Source organism: Butyrivibrio sp. CB08 (assembly GCF_003625485.1).
In the GTDB taxonomy this organism is placed as follows: Bacteria; Bacillota; Clostridia; order Lachnospirales; family Lachnospiraceae; genus Butyrivibrio.
Window position 1 is genome coordinate 225235 of record NZ_RAIR01000003.1, and the last position, 19533, is coordinate 244767.

At 44.1% G+C, this 19533-nt stretch carries 18 protein-coding genes; 13 read left to right on the forward strand and 5 right to left on the reverse strand.

What is annotated here, in order from left to right; translation table 11 throughout:
* Positions 1-65 precede the first annotated feature (65 nt).
* Positions 66-980, forward strand: coding sequence for a carbohydrate ABC transporter permease (locus D6855_RS07340; RefSeq protein ID WP_120739556.1), 915 nt, complete (start codon positions 66-68; stop codon positions 978-980).
* Between the two features lie 16 nt (positions 981-996).
* A complete protein-coding gene (locus tag D6855_RS07345) occupies positions 997-1860 on the forward strand; it encodes a carbohydrate ABC transporter permease (RefSeq protein ID WP_120739558.1) in 864 nt (287 codons plus the stop codon).
* A gap of 115 nt (positions 1861-1975) precedes the next feature.
* On the opposite strand, the gene D6855_RS07350 is transcribed toward D6855_RS07345, so the two are convergent.
* Genes D6855_RS07350 through D6855_RS07365 form a run of 4 tightly spaced genes read right to left on the reverse strand, consistent with a single transcriptional unit; the run spans position 1976 to position 3750 of the window.
* The gene (locus D6855_RS07350; RefSeq protein WP_120739560.1) at positions 1976-2281 is read right to left on the reverse strand and encodes a hypothetical protein; all 306 of its coding nucleotides are present in this window, start codon (positions 2279-2281) and stop codon (positions 1976-1978) included.
* Complete coding sequence (locus tag D6855_RS07355; protein WP_120739562.1) at positions 2256-2810, reverse strand: hypothetical protein; 555 nt, start codon at positions 2808-2810, stop codon at positions 2256-2258. Before D6855_RS07355 ends, D6855_RS07350 begins: the two co-directional genes overlap by 26 nt.
* Entirely contained in the window at positions 2807-3232 is a 426-nt protein-coding gene (locus tag D6855_RS07360) for a hypothetical protein (protein WP_120739564.1), read from the reverse strand. The genes D6855_RS07355 and D6855_RS07360 overlap by 4 nt, the downstream gene beginning before the upstream one ends.
* Positions 3229-3750, reverse strand: a complete 522-nt coding sequence (locus D6855_RS07365; RefSeq protein WP_120739566.1) for an RNA polymerase sigma factor — start codon at positions 3748-3750, stop codon at positions 3229-3231. The genes D6855_RS07360 and D6855_RS07365 overlap by 4 nt, the downstream gene beginning before the upstream one ends.
* A 145-nt stretch (positions 3751-3895) precedes the next feature.
* Between D6855_RS07365 and D6855_RS07370 the strand changes: the two genes are divergently transcribed.
* From D6855_RS07370 to D6855_RS07405, 8 genes are all read left to right on the forward strand, one after another.
* The gene (locus D6855_RS07370) at positions 3896-4645 is read left to right on the forward strand and encodes a hypothetical protein (RefSeq protein WP_120739568.1); all 750 of its coding nucleotides are present in this window, start codon (positions 3896-3898) and stop codon (positions 4643-4645) included.
* A gap of 3 nt (positions 4646-4648) precedes the next feature.
* Complete coding sequence (locus D6855_RS07375; RefSeq protein ID WP_120739570.1) at positions 4649-6817, forward strand: helix-turn-helix domain-containing protein; 2169 nt, start codon at positions 4649-4651, stop codon at positions 6815-6817.
* An 83-nt stretch (positions 6818-6900) separates the two neighbouring features.
* Positions 6901-7833, forward strand: coding sequence for an ABC transporter permease (locus D6855_RS07380; RefSeq protein WP_120739572.1), 933 nt, complete (start codon positions 6901-6903; stop codon positions 7831-7833).
* A gap of 15 nt (positions 7834-7848) precedes the next feature.
* Entirely contained in the window at positions 7849-8757 is a 909-nt protein-coding gene (locus tag D6855_RS07385) for a carbohydrate ABC transporter permease (protein WP_120739574.1), read from the forward strand.
* Positions 8758-8776: 19 nt separating this feature from the next.
* Complete coding sequence (locus D6855_RS07390) at positions 8777-10429, forward strand: extracellular solute-binding protein (RefSeq protein ID WP_120739575.1); 1653 nt, start codon at positions 8777-8779, stop codon at positions 10427-10429.
* 285 nt (positions 10430-10714) lie between these two features.
* On the forward strand, positions 10715-11170 hold the full coding sequence (locus tag D6855_RS07395; protein ID WP_120739577.1) for an ACT domain-containing protein: 456 nt from the start codon (positions 10715-10717) through the stop codon (positions 11168-11170).
* A 13-nt stretch (positions 11171-11183) separates the two neighbouring features.
* A complete protein-coding gene (locus tag D6855_RS07400) occupies positions 11184-12392 on the forward strand; it encodes a homoserine dehydrogenase (RefSeq protein WP_120739579.1) in 1209 nt (402 codons plus the stop codon).
* Between the two features lie 41 nt (positions 12393-12433).
* Positions 12434-13753, forward strand: coding sequence for an aspartate kinase (locus D6855_RS07405; protein WP_120739581.1), 1320 nt, complete (start codon positions 12434-12436; stop codon positions 13751-13753).
* Between the two features lie 52 nt (positions 13754-13805).
* On the opposite strand, the gene D6855_RS07410 is transcribed toward D6855_RS07405, so the two are convergent.
* Complete coding sequence (locus tag D6855_RS07410) at positions 13806-14603, reverse strand: hypothetical protein (RefSeq protein WP_120739583.1); 798 nt, start codon at positions 14601-14603, stop codon at positions 13806-13808.
* Between the two features lie 156 nt (positions 14604-14759).
* Here D6855_RS07410 and D6855_RS07415 point away from each other — a divergent pair, with 156 nt between their 5' ends.
* Genes D6855_RS07415 through D6855_RS07425 form a run of 3 tightly spaced genes read left to right on the forward strand, consistent with a single transcriptional unit; the run spans position 14760 to position 19501 of the window.
* A complete protein-coding gene (locus D6855_RS07415; protein ID WP_120739585.1) occupies positions 14760-15272 on the forward strand; it encodes a DUF6106 family protein in 513 nt (170 codons plus the stop codon).
* 30 nt (positions 15273-15302) lie between these two features.
* Positions 15303-16760 carry an IMP dehydrogenase gene (guaB, locus tag D6855_RS07420; protein ID WP_120739587.1) on the forward strand — a complete coding sequence of 486 codons (1458 nt, stop codon included), beginning with the start codon at positions 15303-15305 and terminating at the stop codon, positions 16758-16760.
* A gap of 23 nt (positions 16761-16783) precedes the next feature.
* Positions 16784-19501 (forward strand): sensor domain-containing phosphodiesterase, encoded by a 2718-nt coding sequence (locus D6855_RS07425; protein WP_243111830.1) that lies wholly within the window; start codon positions 16784-16786, stop codon positions 19499-19501.
* The last annotated feature ends 32 nt before the right edge of the window (positions 19502-19533 follow it).

Genomic DNA, 19533 nt, shown 5'->3' on the forward strand with positions numbered 1-19533 from the left:
CGGCAGGCAATTTTAAAAAAACGCTTGTAGTTCAGAAAAGAGTAAGATTTGTGGAGGTAGTGAGTATGGACAAGAAAAAGTCCAATCAGAATGTAGTAAAGTTCAATAGATGGGGTTACATCTTCCTCATTCCTTTCTTTGTTACATACGTCATTTTCAGTTTTATTCCGTTGATTTCAACAATCTATAACAGTTTCTTTGAAAACTATCGTTCCGGACTTAAGCAGATTGGACCTAACTTTGTAGGTATCCAGAACTACGTTACACTGCTTGGAACACCGGAAATTTGGAAATATTTAGGCAACACTCTGATCATGTGGGTTGGTGGTTTCATCCCTCAGATCACAATAGCTCTTTTATTGGCATATTGGTTCTCAGATCCTTCACTTAGACTTAAGGGACAGAGATTCTTCAAGACCGTTATCTATATGCCTAACCTGATCATGGCATCAGCGTTCTCAATGCTGTTCTTTGCCCTGTTCTCAGATAGTGGCCCAGTTAACCAGATTCTTTTAAGCCTTCATGCTATCAGCGAGCCATTTAAGTTCTTTCAGTTCGTTAGTGCATCAAGAATCCTTGTAATGCTCATGAACTTCCTTATGTGGTTTGGTAATACCACAATCCTCCTTATGGCAGGTATGCTTGGTATTGACTCATCACTTTATGAGGCTGCACAGGTTGATGGAGCTACAGCTTCACAGGTATTCTTCAAAATTACAATGCCAATTCTTCGTCCAATCTTCGTATATGTGCTGATCACATCACTTATCGGTGGTCTGCAGATGTTCGATGTTCCTCAGATCCTGACAAATGGTCGAGGCAATCCTACTGATTCCCTCACCACAGTAATCATGTTGCTGAACAGATACCTGACCAGTAAGGACGTTGGTCGTGGTGGTGCTTTGTCAGTATTCATGTTTGTTGTAACAGGTATTCTTAGTTTGATTGTCTTCAGGATGAACACTTCTAAGAAAGATTGAGAGAGGAGATATAAGGATGAATAACGATATACAAATGAAGCCTCATGGCGTTCCAATCGGAGTCAGGAGAACGATTGCATATATAGTTCTTATATTCTTTTCGTTCCTTTGCCTGATCTGGTTTTACATTTTGCTTATTAACTCAACAAGATCACACTCAGAGATGACACTTGGATTTACAATTCTTCCAAGTACTCATCTTTTGGATAACTGGTCCAGTCTGGTAAATGGTACTATCCCTATTGCTAAGGGATTCATAAACAGTATTATTGTATCAGCCTGCACAGCTTGCCTTACATCATACTTCTCTGCTATGACAGCTTATGCTATCAACACATACAGATTTAAGGCCAGAGCAGCAGTAGCAACCTTTATCCTGGCTATCATGATGATTCCTGGACAGGTTACTGCACTTGGTTTCCTTCGTTTGATCGTAAGACTTGGTATGGATGACTCAATTGTTCCACTGATCATTCCTGCAATTGCTTCTCCTGTTACATACTTCTACCTGAAGCAGTACATGGAGAGCAACCTTCCTCTTTCACTTGTAGAGGCAGCAAGAATTGATGGATCCGGAGAGTTCCGTACATTCAATACCATTATCCTTCCACTTATTAAGCCTGCTATCAGCGTACAGATGATCTTCGCGTTTGTAGGAAGCTGGAATAACTACTTCACACCAGCCCTGATCCTTCACACAGACACCAAGAAGACTCTTCCTGTTATGATTGCGCAGCTGCGTGGTGCTGACTGGCTGAGATTCGACATGGGACAGATTTACATCATGATTGCAGCTTCAATCTTCCCAGTAATTGTGATTTACCTGCTTCTCTCCAGATATATCGTTGGTGGTGTATCTGCTGGAGCGGTAAAAGGATGATATTCATGTTTTGAAAATCCTCCTATTTTTTACTCTTTCCTTTTATAAGCGTTGCGAAAGGCCATGGCGTTATGCCATGGCCTTTCGTAATGTCTGTCAATATATCCTTTGATTGTCAGTGAATAAGCCCTGCTTCCATGTATTCCATAAGCATATCGGCTCCTGCCATTCCCGTGGCAAGGATTGCCGTCAGGATCATCATAGCTACAGCTGCTTTGTCATATACCAGCTGATCGGTCTTGAAGTTGGAGATAAGAAGCTCCAGCCCAAGGCCGATTATCATAAACGGCCAGCACTTGAAGATCAGCGAATAGTCAAGGTTTCCAATGAACAGGTGGAGTATGAATAGTGCTCCGAATATTATCATGGAAAGACCTGCTGTGATCGAACCAACTCTATGCGTTCTTAACTGTTTCTCCATCTGCGATTTCCTCCTTAAGTTCAGTCTTCTTGCCCTTAATGAGCACTGCGCCGCCAACTATGAGAAGTATTCCGATAACTAAGGTTGGCAGATCGCTTACAATTGGATAGACCATATCCCAGTAAGCATCAGGGATGAATCTGACTGCAAGATCAAGAAGGTAATCCCAAACCATGCCTATGCCAATGATGATGATAGCGACTGCAAGCCATTTGCGAAGTGTCTTGTCTTTGATGTTGATGGTGCCAGGCTTAAGATACTCTTCCCAGATGTATCTGTCTTCGTAGCTGCTAAGGGTCTCTACGTCCATGGATGCGATGTTCCTTGCGTGGAAGAATCCCCAGAACCAGACAACGGCCGTGACAGCTATTACGGCGTCAAAACGTACAGATACCATGATGGCACATACAAGGAAGAATATTCCCATAAGGCTCAGGCCGTTCTTCATAAGGCCCATATACATCTCTGCGGCTCCTGGCAGAAATGAAAATATAAAGGTAAAGAATTTGCTCTTTTTCATAGGTTTCATTTTGTTATTCCTCCATTTTCGGTGATATATTTTTCAAGCATTTCTAAAAGTTCTTCTTTGTTCTGTTCTTCTAAAAGTTCGTCTTTAGTTGGCTGCTGTTTTTGTGGAATGATGTGGATCTCTTCCCTGGCAGCCTTTTCATTTAGCACCTCTTCCCTGGTTGGGATGTGCTGTTTGGTGTCGAAGCTGCGGGGCAGTATAGCCATCAGTAAAACTGCTGCTGCCACCGATAGTACAACCTTGTAGGTGAATCTGTAGAATTCAGTTTTGCTTTCTTTATGAGATGGGGCAGGATTTCTATCGATCCTGCTGATTACTTCTGCATGCAGTCCCTTGGGCGCCTGCACCAATCCTTCACTTTCAGTTTCAGCGATAAGTGCATTCAGTTCCTCATCGGACAAGTAATTCTTATCTGTGGTCATGATAGAAAATCCTCCTTTCTCACTTTTGTTTTGAGCATTTCTCTCGCTCGGTAGATCCTGGTCTGAACGGACTTAAGAGGTACCCCTGTTTTTAGCGATATCTCTTTTGCCGTAAGGCCATCTATAAAATGCATCTGGGCCGTCTGGCTGTAGTCACCTGGAAGTGCACCGCACTTATTGGTAAAATCTTCAAGCACATCCTTGGCAACAAACATTTCCAGCGGGCCATCTCGTGAAGTGACGTTTTCTGGTAGTTCTTCCTCCGGCGTAGGCGCTACCTTTCTTTCAGAGGACTTCAGGTAGTCGATGCACTTGTTGCTTGCTACCCTGCAGACCCAGGCTTTTTCGGACCCTTCTGTCAAACTCTCCAGATGCTCAAAGGCCGAGATGAAGGTCTCCTGAGTGATGTCCTGTGCAGCGAAGTAGTCGCCCGTCATCTTGAGACAAATGGAAAAAACCAGATTCTCATAGGAGGTCATAAGCTGTATTAATTTGTCTTTTGAATCTGTTGTTCCCACTGTTCCCTCAACGCGTTTAGGTTAGTATTTTTCGTCCTTCATATAATATAACGATTCATTGAATAAAAAGTCTTCAATTTTTTGAAAAAATGTGTCAATATTTATATAAGTGTTAGTGACAATCCTAGAAAGGGAGTAGCTTTCCATGAAAAAAAATAAATTGATAATAACAAGAATTCTGGCAGCAGCTGTTGCAGCTGCGATGCTGTTTTGTTTCCCTGCAAAGGGCAGCATAGCTTATGCTGAGAATGATAATAAGGTAAAGACAGAAAACTCATCTGAAAAAGAAAATGTTGAAGAAAAGACAGATGTAGAAGAGGAACAGGCTGACGAAGAGGAAGAAGAGGAGCTTTCTGACTACGACAGAGCATTGAAGGAGGCAGCAGATGCCCGCCACGCTCTTCAGAATGATCCAAATCACATTCACCACTACAGATGGATCGCTAAGAGAAATGCCAGCGAATCTGCTGATGGCACCATCAATTATATGTGCGAGGAATGCGACAAGGTTTGGTTTTTCAGACCATATCCTGCTTATTACTGTTTCCAGGGCGACATTGCTAGGCAGATAGAGGTTGCTCCGGAGAACTTCACTATTAAGGTTAAGACATCCCTTTACATCAACTTCAACAAGCAGGTTATGGAGGCTCTTGCCAAGAGACCGGATGTATCCCTTCAGGTAAGCTTCCTTAGAAAAGAGTACACTGGCGACCGCTTAAGCTTTACTATCCCGGCAGGTGAGGACACCATGTCCCTTCTTGATGAGAACGGATACACAGGATTCATCTTCCTTGGCAACAAGTACGGAATGACTCTCGAAGTTAAACACGAGATTGATGAGGAAGAGGCTGCTGAGACAGTGGAAGAGACCAATAAGGAAGCAGCGCAGGAATAATGGATGTTTCAGAGTAAAGTTTTCAGGCGCATGTTTTGCAGCTATTTACTTATAATAGTTGTCAGCATGGGCATATATTCAGGATTTTTAATTTATCAGAGTAAGCGTATCGCGCAAAATCAAAGTACCTGGGAGCACGACCTTATCCTCCGTGAGGTTTCTGACGTCATGGAGGAGACTCTTTCCGATGCAAAAGAGACGGTGAGGGACCTTAGGTACTCTAACACCATGAAGAATCTCTACATGGCGTCACGTCTTGATGATCCCTTGGACACCTACGAGGACTACGAGGTCCAGAAGGAGATCAAGAATCTCTATGCCCTGAGGGCAGATGTAATCTACAGCACAACGATATTCTTATATGGAAGCAACAGAGCCTGGTCAGCGGGAGGTCCTATCTACATGGACGTTCCCTTTGAGCAGCAGTCTTTTTCTGTGCCACTTCTCGTTAATGGTAATATCGCTGATTCCATTGGCCTTACAGACAACCAGCGCTACTACTTCGCCAAGGAAGGGCTTCTTTACTGGGACAGCTACACCTACAGAAACGGAACTGAGGTTGGCCTTTGCTGCGTCCTTATTGACCTTCAGAACACCTTGGGCAGGCTCCAGAGCGCCTTAGGGGATGACCAGGCCATCAGGATCCTCTACCAGGGAAAAGAGCTACTGACGGTTGGAGATATCTCCGGCAGAAAGCCTGCAGTTGAGATGACGGGAAGTTCAGATTTTTCTTACGAACTTTATGATAAGAGTCATTCTCTTTTAAAGAATAATCCTGTTCTTATTGGAATGCTGGTAATCCTGCTAATTGTTGCCATAATCTTTGCCTGGGTTGGCTACTGGGAGAGCAGACGCTACTACAAGCCAATTGACTACATGGGCAAGATGGTCAGCGGCGGAGAACCTACGGAAGCCGTTTCTGAGGATCAGAATGAGCTTGGCAATATTATAGAAGGAATAGAAAAGCTCATTGGTGAAAAGAACAGCTACAGGGAAAAGATGCTGACAGTAAGTCCCTACGCAGGAGCTGGAATGTTCCAGGCTATTGTATCTGGACAGGCTGGTAACGATAAACTCAACGTCTTATCAGATGAAGAATTCCTTGATCTTAAACATCCATATTATATAGTTTCTATTCTTAATTTCGCCTATGAGTGGACTGGTAAGGTTAAGAGCATAAGCCATGAGAACATGTCTGAGATCTTCAAACAGGTTTCAGCAACCTGGGCTGGAGAGGACCTCCACATTGCATGGTATTTTAGCGGCAAGAACAGCGCTTATCTCATCCTTAGTTTTGATGAGAAACGGGACATGGACGACATGTTCTTTGGCATTCACAAGCTCATTCAGTCCTCAGTTGAAAAAGAGCATATCGTTGTGACCATGGGTGTTGACGTTGTAAGGGAAGATATTTCAGAGCTTAAGGCAGCCTGTGAAGGGGCGGCGTCAGCTCTCGACGGGATACTTCATGACGGGCGCGGAGAAGTCTTTTTTGCTGAAGAATTTCCAAAGGGAAATGTGGACTACTACCTGCCTTCGGGATTTAAAGAAAAGCTTCGTACCTGTCTTGAGAACAGGGACAAGGACGGAATACATCTTCTTTTGTTTGATGTCTACAAAACCAACCTTGATCTTGATGCATCATCGGAAGTTTACAAGTCCCTTGTTGAGGATGTGTACCTCACAATGATGAAAACTGTAAGAAAAGTTTCGGGACTTACCACGGTTCATTTGAATATCCAGAGAGTAAGCGAACTTATGAGCCTTCAGGAGATATTTGACTACTATGATGCAGCCCTTATTTCAGTAATTGATCTCTTGGAAAAAAATGAACGTCAGAAAAATAAAGAAAACCAGTTGGACGACGAGATAGTAAAATTCGTGGAAGAGAACTACTGCGATCCTGGAATCTCGCTCCAGCAGTTGTCTGACAAGTACAATGTCAGCAACAAGTACCTTCTTCTCCTGTTTAAGCAGAAGTACAATATGACTTACCTGCAGTTTATCCAGGGGAAAAGAATTGAACGTGCCATAGAGCTCATAGATCAGAACGAATTACCCATATCAGAAATCGGAACAAAAGTCGGCTACGAAAATCAGCTGACCTTCAGGAGGAATTTTAAGGCGGTCACAGGACGTAATCCCAGTGAATATGCGGCTGTCAAAAAATGAACCTCCGGAAAAAATTGTTTCTATACAACTAAAACTTCCTCTGTGTACAATCTGCTTATCAGAAACACGGAGGAGGTTTTTTCATGTCACAGGGGAATAAAAAGAAGTCCTGGAAACAGCTTCTATATAGAGACAGGTTTCTTTTGATGATGATAATTCCTGTAGTCATTTATTACCTGGTATTCTGCTATCTTCCAATGACCGGAATCGTGATGGCATTCAATCAGTACCAGGTAGGATCTGGCTTTGCCGGAGTATACACAAGCAAGTGGGTGGGCTTTAAGTGGTTCAAACAGTTCTTTGGATCGATCTATCTGGGAAGACTTGTAAGGAACACATTCCTGTTACAGTTCTACTCCCTTATATTCGGATTTCCTATTCCGATTCTATTTGCCATAGCAGTTACACAGGTCAGGAGTAAAAGAGCCAGGAAGGCCATCCAGGTAAGTACCTACCTTCCATACTTTATCTCCACTGTAGTTGTCTGTGGTATGATCAACAACTTCCTTTCACCATCTGGAGGTATTATCAATCAGCTTCTTAATAAGATAGGTATTGAGAGCATCAACTTCATGAACCTGCCACAGTGGTTCAGACCTATATATGTAATTTCAGGATCCTGGCAGAGCTTTGGATTTAACTCCATTATCTTCGTTGCAGCTATCATGGGTATTTCCCCGGACCTCTACGAAGCCATGGACGTTGACGGTGCCAACAGAAGGCAGGTAATCTGGCATCTGGTGCTGCCATCCATAAGACCTACCATTATCCTTCTTCTTATCATGTCCCTTGGAACCATGATGAGCGTTGGCTTTGAGAAGGTTTACCTTCTGTACAATACAGCAGTTTATGAGACCGCCGATGTTATCCAGACCTACGTTTACAGGCAGGGTATTCAGAGCAGCAACTACAGCTACGCTACGGCAGTAGGTCTTTTTAACTCGGTCATCAACTTCGTCATCGTATTTGTTGCCAACAAGATCAGCAGAAAGGTCACAGATACAGCTATCTGGTAAAGGGGAAAAGAGATAATGAACTCGGTTAAATTTAAGAAAAGAAGAGAGTTTCACGGCTCTTTTGGGGATAAAGCATTTGACGCACTTATATGGCTGTTTCTTGCAGTTGCAGTAATAGTCTGCGTGTATCCCTTCATATATGTACTTAGTGTTTCCATAAGTTCAGGACAGGCAGTTAACCAGGGAAGAGTAGTACTGCTTCCTGTGGACCTTAACTTCGAGGCCCTTAAGACTGTTCTTGAATACAAGCAGCTTTGGATTTCCTACGGAAATACCTTTTTCTACACAGTTGTAGGAACCATATTCAACGTAATATTTACATGCCTTGCGGCTTACCCTCTTTCAAGAAAGAGCTTTTGCCTAAGGAAACAGATGAATTTCCTTCTGGCGTTTACCATGTATTTCTCCGGCGGACTTATTCCGGTGTACATCGTTATAACCAAGCTTGGCCTGTATGATTCAAGGCTTGTAATGATCGTTCCTGTTCTGATCTCTGCATATAATGTAATGATCTGCAGATCAGCTTTTGAGTCCATCTCGGAGTCACTTTTTGAGGAGGCTGCCATTGAGGGAGCCAATGATTTTTATATCTTAACAAGGATAGCAGTTCCGCTTATAAAGCCAACACTTGCAGTGCTTACGCTTTATTATGCGGTTGCAAGATACAATGATTTCTTTTCTGCGATGCTTTATATCAGCGATTCTTCCAAGGAACCTCTGCAGGTGTTCCTGAGAAGGATTTTGCTACAGGCATCCATGGAGATCACTCAGACGACCAATATAAACATGGGCGCCCTGGCTCAGTCGACAATCCAGGTTCGCTATGTATGTATTGTGGTATCGGTAGTACCTATCATGTTAGTGGTACCTCTGGTACAGAAGTATCTTGTACAGGGAACTATGCTAGGGGCAGTAAAAGGTTAATAACTTTAAGGAGGTTATCATGAAAAAGAGAGTTATATCTTTAGTTATGGCATCAATGATGATGGCATCAGCAATCGTGGGGTGTGGAAGTAATGCAGGTTCTGAGCCCGCAGCACCAGCAGATAATGCAAACAAGACAGAGGCAGTAGATGCTGCCATTGAAAGTGCAGAGACAAAGGTTGAGGAGAGCGGCTTTAGCTACACAGGAGAAGGCCCTATCTCTGAGGACGGCGGTACAATAAAGATCCTTGCACAGACATCCAACTATTCAAACGTTGATATCACAAAGGCACCTATCGTGCTTAAGGTTTTTGAAGAAGCTGGCGTAGATCCTGACTGGCAGCTCCTTGATTACAACAGCTATGAAGATGCAATAACACCTATGCTTTCAGCAGGCAATATCGATGCTGATATCATCAAGATTCCAGACAACGATCCTAACCAGATCTGGATCAAGTCAGGAATGTTCGTTGCTCTTGATGAGTACTTTGACTATATGCCTAACTTCACAAAGTGGCTTTCAGAGAACCCTGTTCAGAAGGCTGAGCTCACAGCAGAAGATGGACATATCTACTATGTTGCAGGCGTTAACGTAGCTCACGACTATCAGCCAGTTCTTATGTACAACCAGGTATGGCTTGATAAGGCTGGAATGCAGGCTCCTGAGAATCTCGATGACTTCGTTGAACTTCTTCGTTACTTCAAAGAGAACGACATGAACGACAACGGCGACAAGAACGATGAGATCCCTATGTCTATCATGAGCGATTTTCTTCCATATATGTTTGGACCAGCTTTCGGTCTTGACCTTGTAAGCGGCTTCCAGGCAGATGAGAACGGTAAAGTAACATACGCAGCAGCTGATTCTGAGAACTACAGAAAGTATCTTGAGTTCTTAAACGGCCTCTACAAGGAAGGACTCCTTGAGGTTGAGTTCACATCCCTTGACAGAGATAAGGTAATCGAGAGAATCTCTAACGATCTTACAGGTGTTGCTTTTGACTATAGCTGGGCTATGTCAATGATGTATTCAAATGTACTTCCATACTACGATGGAACAGAAAAGACAGCCTTCGTTGGTGTTGCACCTCTTTCAGGTGAGCACAAGGGCTTCTATGTAGGAAGAAACTTCCTTTCAGGAATGTTTGGGGTAAGCTCAAAGTCAAGCCAGATCGAGCTTGCATGCAAGTTCCTTGACTATTCAATGAGCGAGCACTGCCAGGATTACTATCAGTGGGGCATCGAGGGCGAGAGCTACATCGTTAACGCTGATGGCAAGAGAGAGTACACAGAGCAGGGCAAGGACAACGACTGGTTACAGCAGTTTGGTATCAACCCAGCCTTCGTATTCCCAGCTCAGCAGTCTGTAGAAGCTACAGATATCCTTGTAGCTGACTGGCACGCTAAGATCAACGCAGACCAGCGTCAGTACGTTGTAGATCCATGGCCAATGATCTATGCTACATCCGATGAGAGTGACACTATCAACATGTACCTTGAAGATATCCAGACAAACGTAGATGAGAATACAACAGCATTCATCACAGGAACAAAGGATATCGCAACTGAATTTGATGGCTACATTGCTGGACTTGAGGCCCTGAATCTCCCAGAGCTTGTTAACATTCGTCAGCAGCAGTACGATCGTTACCTCAAGGCACTTAGCAATTAACCCATAACTTGGTTTTGAAAGAAAAGGCCTGGCATCTCTGCCCCAGAGGTGTCGGGCCTTTCTTTTTGATGGGCGCAGAAATGCCACGTGCAGAGTTCTATTTGTAGATATTAACTAAAGAAAAATGCATAAAACATGAATATTTATAAAAAATAATGCTTGTCTTCAAGACTTCACTGTGATAAACTCTTTCCAGTGCACACAAATGTCCGTCACAGAAAAACACAGTAGTGACATCCGCGGACAATTGTACGCACGAGAAAAACAGAAAGGTGCAGCTTAAAAGTGCAGCAGGATACAGGATACTACGTAATAAGAAAACAAGCGGTTCCGGATGTACTTCTCAAGGTGGTGGAAGCGAAGAAGCTCCTTGAGTCCGGTAAGGTCAAGACTGTCAATGAGGCAGCAGCAAACCTTGGAATAAGCCGCAGCTCTTTTTACAAATATAAAGAAGACATATATGAATTTCACGACAGCCTTCAGGGCACTACACTTACCCTGACCTTCCAGATGAACGACGAAGTGGGGCTGCTCTCATACGTTCTCAATCTCATAGCAGATTTCGGAGCTAACATTCTTACGATACATCAGTCCATTCCACTTAACGGAGTGGCATCTATTTCAATCACAATCCAGGTTTTGGAAACCACCAAGGACATCATGGAGATGATATCCATCATGGAAAAGACAGAAGGTGTGCACAAGGTCCACATCACAGGACGAAGTGCCACATTGACATAAAGGAGGCTTTAAGATGGCAAAAGTAGCAGTACTTGGATATGGCACAGTAGGAAGCGGTGTTGTTGAGGTTCTTGACACCAACGCTTTAGAGGTTGCTGAAAGTGCAGGAGAGAAGATCGAGGTCAAGTACATTTTAGACCTTAGAGATTTCCCTGGGGACAAGCATGAGACACAGGTTGTCCACGACATTAACATAATACTTGATGACCCTGAGATCGAAGTTATCTGCGAGACCATGGGCGGAATTGAGCCTGCTTTTTCTTTTGAGAAGAGCGCCCTTGAGAGAGGCAAAAGCGTATGCACTTCAAACAAAGAGCTCGTGGCAGTTCACGGACCAGAGCTTGTTGAGCTTGCAAAAAAGAACGGAGCAAGTTACCTCTTTGAAGCCAGTGTAGGCGGCGGAATTCCTCTTCTTAGGACCATCAACGACTCACTTAAGCACGAGAAGATCGATTCCATCACAGGAATCTTAAATGGAACAACCAACTACATCCTCACCAAGATGGACAAGGAAGGAATTGGTTTTGCTACAGTTCTTAAGGCAGCTCAGGACAAGGGCTACGCTGAGAAGAACCCTGAGGCAGACGTTGAGGGATACGATGCATGCAGAAAGATCGCCATCCTTTCAAGCCTTATGAGCGGACAGCATGTCAACTATGAGGACATCTACACTGAGGGTATCAGCAAGATCAGCATCGAGGACTTTGACTATGCAAGAAACCTTGGAATGGCCATCAAGCTCCTTGGTATGTGCAAAAAGAACGAGAACGGATTCTTTACCATCGTTGCACCATTCCTTATTCCATATGAGAATCCTCTTGCAAATGTAAACGGCGTATTCAATGCCATCAACATACATGGAAACATGCTTGGCGATGTGATGCTCTACGGTAAGGGAGCAGGCAAGAATGCCACAGCAAGCGCAGTTGTTGCTGATGTCATCGATATCATCAAGCACAAGGGTAAGCACGTTGAGGTCAACATGAAGGCGGAGAAGGCAGTTCTTTCTCCTAAGGACAACGCAGTCCGCATGTTCTTCGTAAGAGTTCCTGCTGAGCTAAAAGAGCAGGCAATGGGCATCTTTGGAACCAACATCGAAGAGGTTTCAGGAAGCAATGTACACGGCGAGTTTGCATTCGTTACACCAAACATCTCTGAGAAGGATTTTGAAGAGAAACTCTGGAAGCTTGATAGCGTAAAGGGTTATATCAGAATATATTAAGAAAAAGTAGAGAAAAAAGTAGAGAAGGAAGAAAAAGAGAAATGAAGAAGGTAGTTAAGTTTGGTGGAAGTTCACTGGCAAGTTCTGAGCAGTTCAAGAAGGTAGCAGACATCATCAAGTCTGACCCTGACCGCGTATACGTGGTTCCATCTGCTCCTGGAAAAAGAAATTCCAAGGACACCAAGGTTACAGACATGCTGTATAAGACCTACGCCCTGGCAGAGGCAGGCAAGGACTTTAAAAAAGAGCTTGCTGATATCAAGGCCAGATACGACGAGATCATCAAGGGTCTTAAGCTTAAGCTTGATCTTACCAGCGAGTTCAAAACAATTGAGAAGAACTTCAAGGAGAAGGCTGGAAGCGACTATGCAGCAAGCCGCGGTGAGTACCTCAACGGAATCATCATGGCAGCATATCTTGGATATGAATTCATCGACTCAGCTACTGTAGTTGCTTTTGATAAGAACGGCGACTTCGACAGCGAGAAGACCAACAAGCTTATGGGTAAAAAGCTTGAGAAGACACCTAAGGCTGTTATTCCTGGATTCTACGGTGCATACGCAGATGGCAAGATCAAGACCTTCTCAAGAGGCGGATCAGATATCACAGGTTCCATCGTTTCAAGAGCTATTAAGGCCGATGTATATGAGAACTGGACAGACGTTTCAGGATTCCTTGTTGCAGATCCAAGGATCATCGACAAGCCACCATACATCGAGACCATCACATACACAGAGCTTCGAGAGCTGGCTTACATGGGAGCATCAGTACTTCACGAAGATGCTATCTTCCCAGTAAGAAAAGAGGGTATTCCGATCAACATCAGGAACACCAACAAGCCTGAGGACCCAGGCACATGGATCGTTGAATCCACAGCTAAAAAGTCCAAGTTCGTTATCACAGGAATTGCTGGTAAGAAGGGATTCTGCTGTGTGAACGTTCTTAAGGATCAGATGAACTCGGAGGTTGGATTTGTAAGAAAAGTCCTTCAGGCCTTTGAGGATCAGAACATCTCAATCGAGCATGTTCCTTCTGGAATTGATACCATGACAGTATTTGTTCAGCAGGATGAGTTCATTGAGAAAGAGCAGTCAGTAGTATCAGAGATCCACAGACTTGCTCACCCTGATATGCTGGAGATCGAGTCAGATCTTGCACTTATCGCAGTCGTAGGACGTGGCATGAAGTCCACAAGAGGAACAGCTGGAAGAATCTTCTCAGCCCTTGCCCACGCCAGCGTCAATGTCCGCATGATCGACCAGGGATCTTCCGAGCTTAACATCATCATCGGTGTTGAGACCAGGGATTTTGAAAAGGCAATTGCTGCTATTTACGATATCTTCGTAACTACGCAGGTTTAACCGACGACTAAAAGAAAAGCCCGTGTGCTGTGATGCACATGGGCTTTTTAAATTACTTCATAAGATATTCTATAAACTTTTTGGAAGTATCAATTCTCTCTGAGTTTATAACGATGGCTGCAACTGCTGTCTCTTCGGGGTAAGCACCGCACTCTTCAAGAGCTTTTGAACCGTCCAGCTTGAAGCCAACAGGGATTGGATCATCCATCTCAGAAGGATCCATTATGTCGTAGTGGAAAGTTTCATTGTACTTGTCAGCCATCACTGCATATTTGTTATTTGGATCAAACTTGCCATTGGTGATGTAGGTGGTGTACTCCTCAGATGCCAGGTAATCTGCATAGGCCTGATCTACATAGAAGAGTTTGTCTGACATGGCATCCAGTTCCTCGGTACTGTAAACCTCGCGAAGATCCATGAAGGTCTCCTGGGAAGCGTAGTGGTAAGCTGAGCCAATATCTGTCACGAACACATCAAGCTCTTTTGCCGCAATAAGGGCCATGATCTTCTCGCTTGTTGCTACGGTTGTGGTGTCTATGGAAGATCCGATGTAGTTGGAGGAGGTATCTACAAGAACGTTCTCCTTGGTGGTATCGATGCCGGCGTACTCTGCAAAGCCATCCTGAAGCATTGTCTGTGTTTCCATGCCCTGATTATTAACAAATAATGAGTAAAGGGCGTAGGGCTTTCTGTTTGCGATGTCCCTTACAAGGGTTACTATAAGGAAGAGTGCAAAGATCGCAACAATGGTGTGGATCTTGTAGTATTCCCAGAAGTACTCCCAGTGGGCCTTAAAACCCTGTCCCCTTAGCTTTTGTCTCTGCTCTCTGATCTCATCACGAACTGCCATTTTTTATAAACTCCTGACTAATATTAACAGAAATGTAATACAATTTTACAACTAAAACAGATATAATAATAATATGTGAAAAAAGTCCTTGCAAGTCCTTGGAAAGTAATATAACATAGTCGGTAATTTAATCGACTTAGGAGGAGACAATCAGTAATGGTAAGTGATAACAGTTATGTTGAGTGCCTGGTTGAGAGCAAAGCTTCGCCACTAGTGAAGTTTGGCAGTTACATCGCCCTGGTACTGGCAGTAATCTTCTTTCTTTCCTCAATTCTTACTCCACTTGGAATTGTAGGTCTTATCCTGTGCGTCATTGCAGGAGTTGCGTATTATTTCCTTTCATTAAATGCAAACATCGAGTTTGAGTATCAGTACTGTGACAGGGAGATCACAGTGGACAAGATCCTCAACAAGAGTAAGCGCAAGAACGTAGCCAAGTATGAGGTAGAGCGCATTGAAGCCTTTGCTCCATCACGTTCATATCATCTTGATGAGTTCAAGAACAAACAGTATAAGACTCTTGATTTTTCAGCAAGAGAGCAGAACAGACAGCCTGATCCAACATATACATTTATATATGATGGAAAAGAGAAGGTTATCCTTGAACCAGATGCTGAGTTCGTAAATGCAGTAAAAAGTGTTGCACCAAGAAAAGTTTTCACAGATTAATTTTTCACATATTAGATAAGGGGATAAGAGATGGGACAGATTATTGGCGAAGGAATTACTTTTGATGATGTACTTTTAGTACCTGCATATTCACAGGTTATACCTAATCAGGTAGATGTTGGAACTTATCTTACCAAGAAGATCAAGCTCAACATTCCACTTATGAGTGCAGGAATGGACACAGTTACTGAGCATAGAATGGCAATAGCCATGGCAAGACAGGGCGGAATTGGTATCATCCACAAGAACATGTCAATCGAGGCCCAGGCAGAGGAAGTTGACAAGGTTAAGAGATCAGAGAACGGCGTTATCACAGATCCTTTCTCACTTTCACCTGACCACACCCTCGCTGATGCTGATTCACTTATGGCAAAATTCAGGATCTCTGGTGTGCCTATCACAGAGGGCAAGAAGCTTGTAGGTATCATCACAAACAGAGACCTTAAGTTTGAAAAAGATTTCTCCAAGAAGATAAAAGAGGTAATGACTTCCGAGAACCTTATCACAGCTAAGGAAGGCATCACTTTAGAGGAAGCAAAGAGCATCCTTGCTAAGTCCAAGAAGGAAAAGCTTCCTATCGTAGACGACGATTACAATCTCGTAGGTCTTATCACTATCAAAGATATCGAGAAGACTATAAAGTACCCACTTGCAGCCAAGGATGACCAGGGAAGACTCCTTTGCGGCGCTGGTGTTGGTATTTCTGCAAACTGCCTCGAGAGAGTTAAGGCACTTGTAGATGCCAAGGTTGACGTTATCGTTCTTGATTCAGCTCACGGACATTCTGAGAACGTTCTTAAGTGCCTCAGAATGATCAAGGCAGAGTTCCCGGATCTTCAGGTTATCGCAGGAAACTGTGCAACAGCTGCAGCTACCAAGGATCTTATCGAGGCTGGCGCTGATGCAGTCAAGGTTGGTATCGGACCTGGTTCTATCTGTACTACACGTGTAGTTGCAGGTATTGGTGTTCCTCAGATCACAGCAGTTATGGACTGCTACGAGATGGCTAAACAGTACGGGGTGCCTATCATCGCTGATGGTGGTATCAAGTACTCTGGAGATATTACAAAGGCTATCGCTGCTGGAGCAAACCTCGTAATGATGGGCTCCATGTTTGCAGGATGTGACGAAGCTCCTGGTGAGTTCGAGCTTTATCAGGGCAGAAAATATAAGGTATACAGAGGAATGGGATCTATCTCTGCTATGGAGAATGGATCTAAGGACAGATACTTCCAGGAAGACGCCAAGAAGCTCGTTCCTGAAGGTGTTGAGGGTCGTGTAGCCTACAAGGGAACTGTAGAGGATACAGTATTCCAGCTTATGGGCGGTTTAAGATCCGGTATGGGATATTGCGGATGCAATACAATTGAAGCTCTTAAGGAGAATGGCAGATTCATTAAGATGACTTCAGCAGCTCTTCGTGAGTCTCATCCACATGATATTCAGATTACTAAGGAAGCTCCTAACTACAGCGTTGATGGCCAATAATCTTTCTAATTAAGGAGTATAACTTGCAAGACATAGCTACTTTGGTGGAAAACTTAGAGACCACTAATGGGGCCCAGGCAGCAAATGAAGCCGGAGCCCTTGGTAGTTTTGCGCAAAAACACAGGGAAGAGATGCAGGCCTGGCAGGACAAATTCTGCGAGATGGCCAGCGTCTATGCCATGTGTCTCGATGAAAATGGAGTTCCTCTTACTGAGTTTTCAGGAAACGCCCATGAGATCGGGATCATCAGAAAATACATATCCCCAATAAGGATTCACAATATCTATAAGCGAGTGTCTGAGAGCGATCTTGAGGATCAGGCTGTGGAGATCACAGAGGTTCCCAACTTAAAGCTCGCAGCACTGGCTGTGGGGGACAAGGGTAAGCTCTCCGCGGTATGGATCGTGGCGGCGCTGTTTACAGATGCCAAGTATGAGAAGTCTTTTTTCCATTGTCCACCTATCGAAAATTTCCAGTATCAGATCACCGAAGAAAAATTTTACAAAACTCTGGACCTTATGCGTGCTACCCTTGGAGTTCTCATTACTGTTGAGGCCTCAAGGTCACAGGCTATTGCCATAAGTGAGGGCAGCAAGTTAAAAGAGCTTGAGATGACCAGCTCTTTCCACAGAGCCGAGACCATGACTGAGATCGTATCACTTCTTGACAGTGACGATGTCATCGAGGAGATCATGGTTGATGTGCTCTCCAAGCTGTGCACTTACCTTCAGATCAGCAACGCTTTCACCTGCAGGATCCACCACGGCAACCTAATGGACATCGTTGTTCAGTGGACACATCCGGGTGTTGGCAAGCTCTTTCCTGAGACAACAGATCAGGAAGTATGCTGGTTTTTGGGAACGCAGAAGGCCATTGTAATTTCTTCTGATACACAGATGAATGCAGGAGAAAGGGAACAACTCGAGAACCTTGGCATCAGGGCTCTTGTTTCTATGCCTGTTGTCATAAACGGAAATCCCATGTTCTATGCGTGTCTTACCGAGAACAGGGAGAACAGAATATGGTCCATTGATGATATCAAGTTCGTCAATGACGCCATCAGGATCATGCAGAGTATCATTACCAAGAGACTGCAGACCAACTCTCTGGCAAGCTCTTTTGCCTCACTGGAAGCGGTCCTTGATAATGTGGGAAGTTCAATATACGTAAGGGACATCACTACAGGAGTCCTTTTGTTTGCCAACAGAAGCTTTAAAAAGAACTTCAGCAAGGAGCTTACTGAGAACAAGCTGGCAAACCTCTTTGAGACCAATATTCCAAGCAGGAGCCACAGCGGCAACTACGAGGTTCACCACAGAGACAGAGAGAAGTGGTATGACGTCTACTACACAAGGATCAAGTGGGTTGACGGAAGACCGGTATCTCTTTGTGCTATCTACGATATCACCGAGAAAAAGCTGTATCAGAAGCGCATTGAGCAGCAGGCCTACACTGATTTCCTCACAGGTCTGTTTAACAGAATGTGCTGTGAAAAAGACCTGGCAAGATACGTGGATGAAGCGAGACAGACAGGTAAGCGCGGCGCCCTGATGTACCTGGATCTTGACGACTTTAAACACATCAATGACTCACTGGGACATCAGTACGGAGATGCGCTTCTTCAGGATATTTCCAAGACCATCAGCAGGATCGAAGGCATCAGCTCTTCCTGCTACCGTATGGGCGGCGATGAGTTTGTCATCATAGTGCCACCTGACAGCTATTCCCAGATCGACAAGATCATGGAGGAGATCAAGAACGCTTTTGCAACCCCATGGTATCTGAAGGACAGCGATTACTACTGCACTATGAGTATGGGAGTAGTTCTTTTCCCTGATCATGGAGATAATGTATCTGAGCTTATCAGAAAGTCAGACGTTGCCATGTATGAGGCCAAGAAGTCTGGTAAGAACAGGATTGCAGAGTATTCAGACAACATCGATTCCTCATCGATCCACAGACTTGACCTTGAAAAGAACATGTACTCAGCCATCACTAAAAAGTGCGATGAGTTCGAGGTTTACTTCCAGCCTGTCATCAGCGAGGGTACGGTCAATGGCAAAAGACATATCGGCGCAGAGGCGCTGGTTCGCTGGAACAGCAACTCCCTTGGATTCCTTCATCCGGACGAGTTCATTCCTCTTGCTGAGTACCTGGGACTTATCACTCCTATTGGTAACCACGTCCTTATGAAGGCCTGCGAGTGCTGTAGACAGTGGAATGACACGGGACTTGGAGATTTCTCAATAAGTGTCAACGTCTCCGTTGTCCAGATCATGCAGAATGACATCGTGGATATCATCAGAAAATGCATAGAAGAGAATGGCATAAAGCCTTCAAATATAGTACTTGAGCTTACTGAGAGACTTGCGATCAATGACCTTGCAAGGACCAAGCAGACACTGCTTGATATCAAGGCACTTGGTGTAAGACTTGCTCTTGATGACTTTGGTACAGGATATTCAGCTCTTTCAAGTATCAGGGCTCTTCCTTTTGACATCATCAAGATCGACAAGGATTTTGCCAAGGATATAGTAGATGACAAGTATTCCCAGGCTGTGGTCAGATCCATGGTTGATATGGGCAGAGCCATCGGAGCGGAGATATGCGTTGAGGGTATTGAGACCCAGGAGCAGATCGAAATTGTTAAGGGCCTTGGCGCCCAGTATCTGCAGGGCTATTATTTTGACAAACCGCTGAGAAGAGCGGCCTTCGAGGAAAAGTATGTGTATAACGGTTAAGTTTATGTTATACTTAAATGTACTTTAAATAT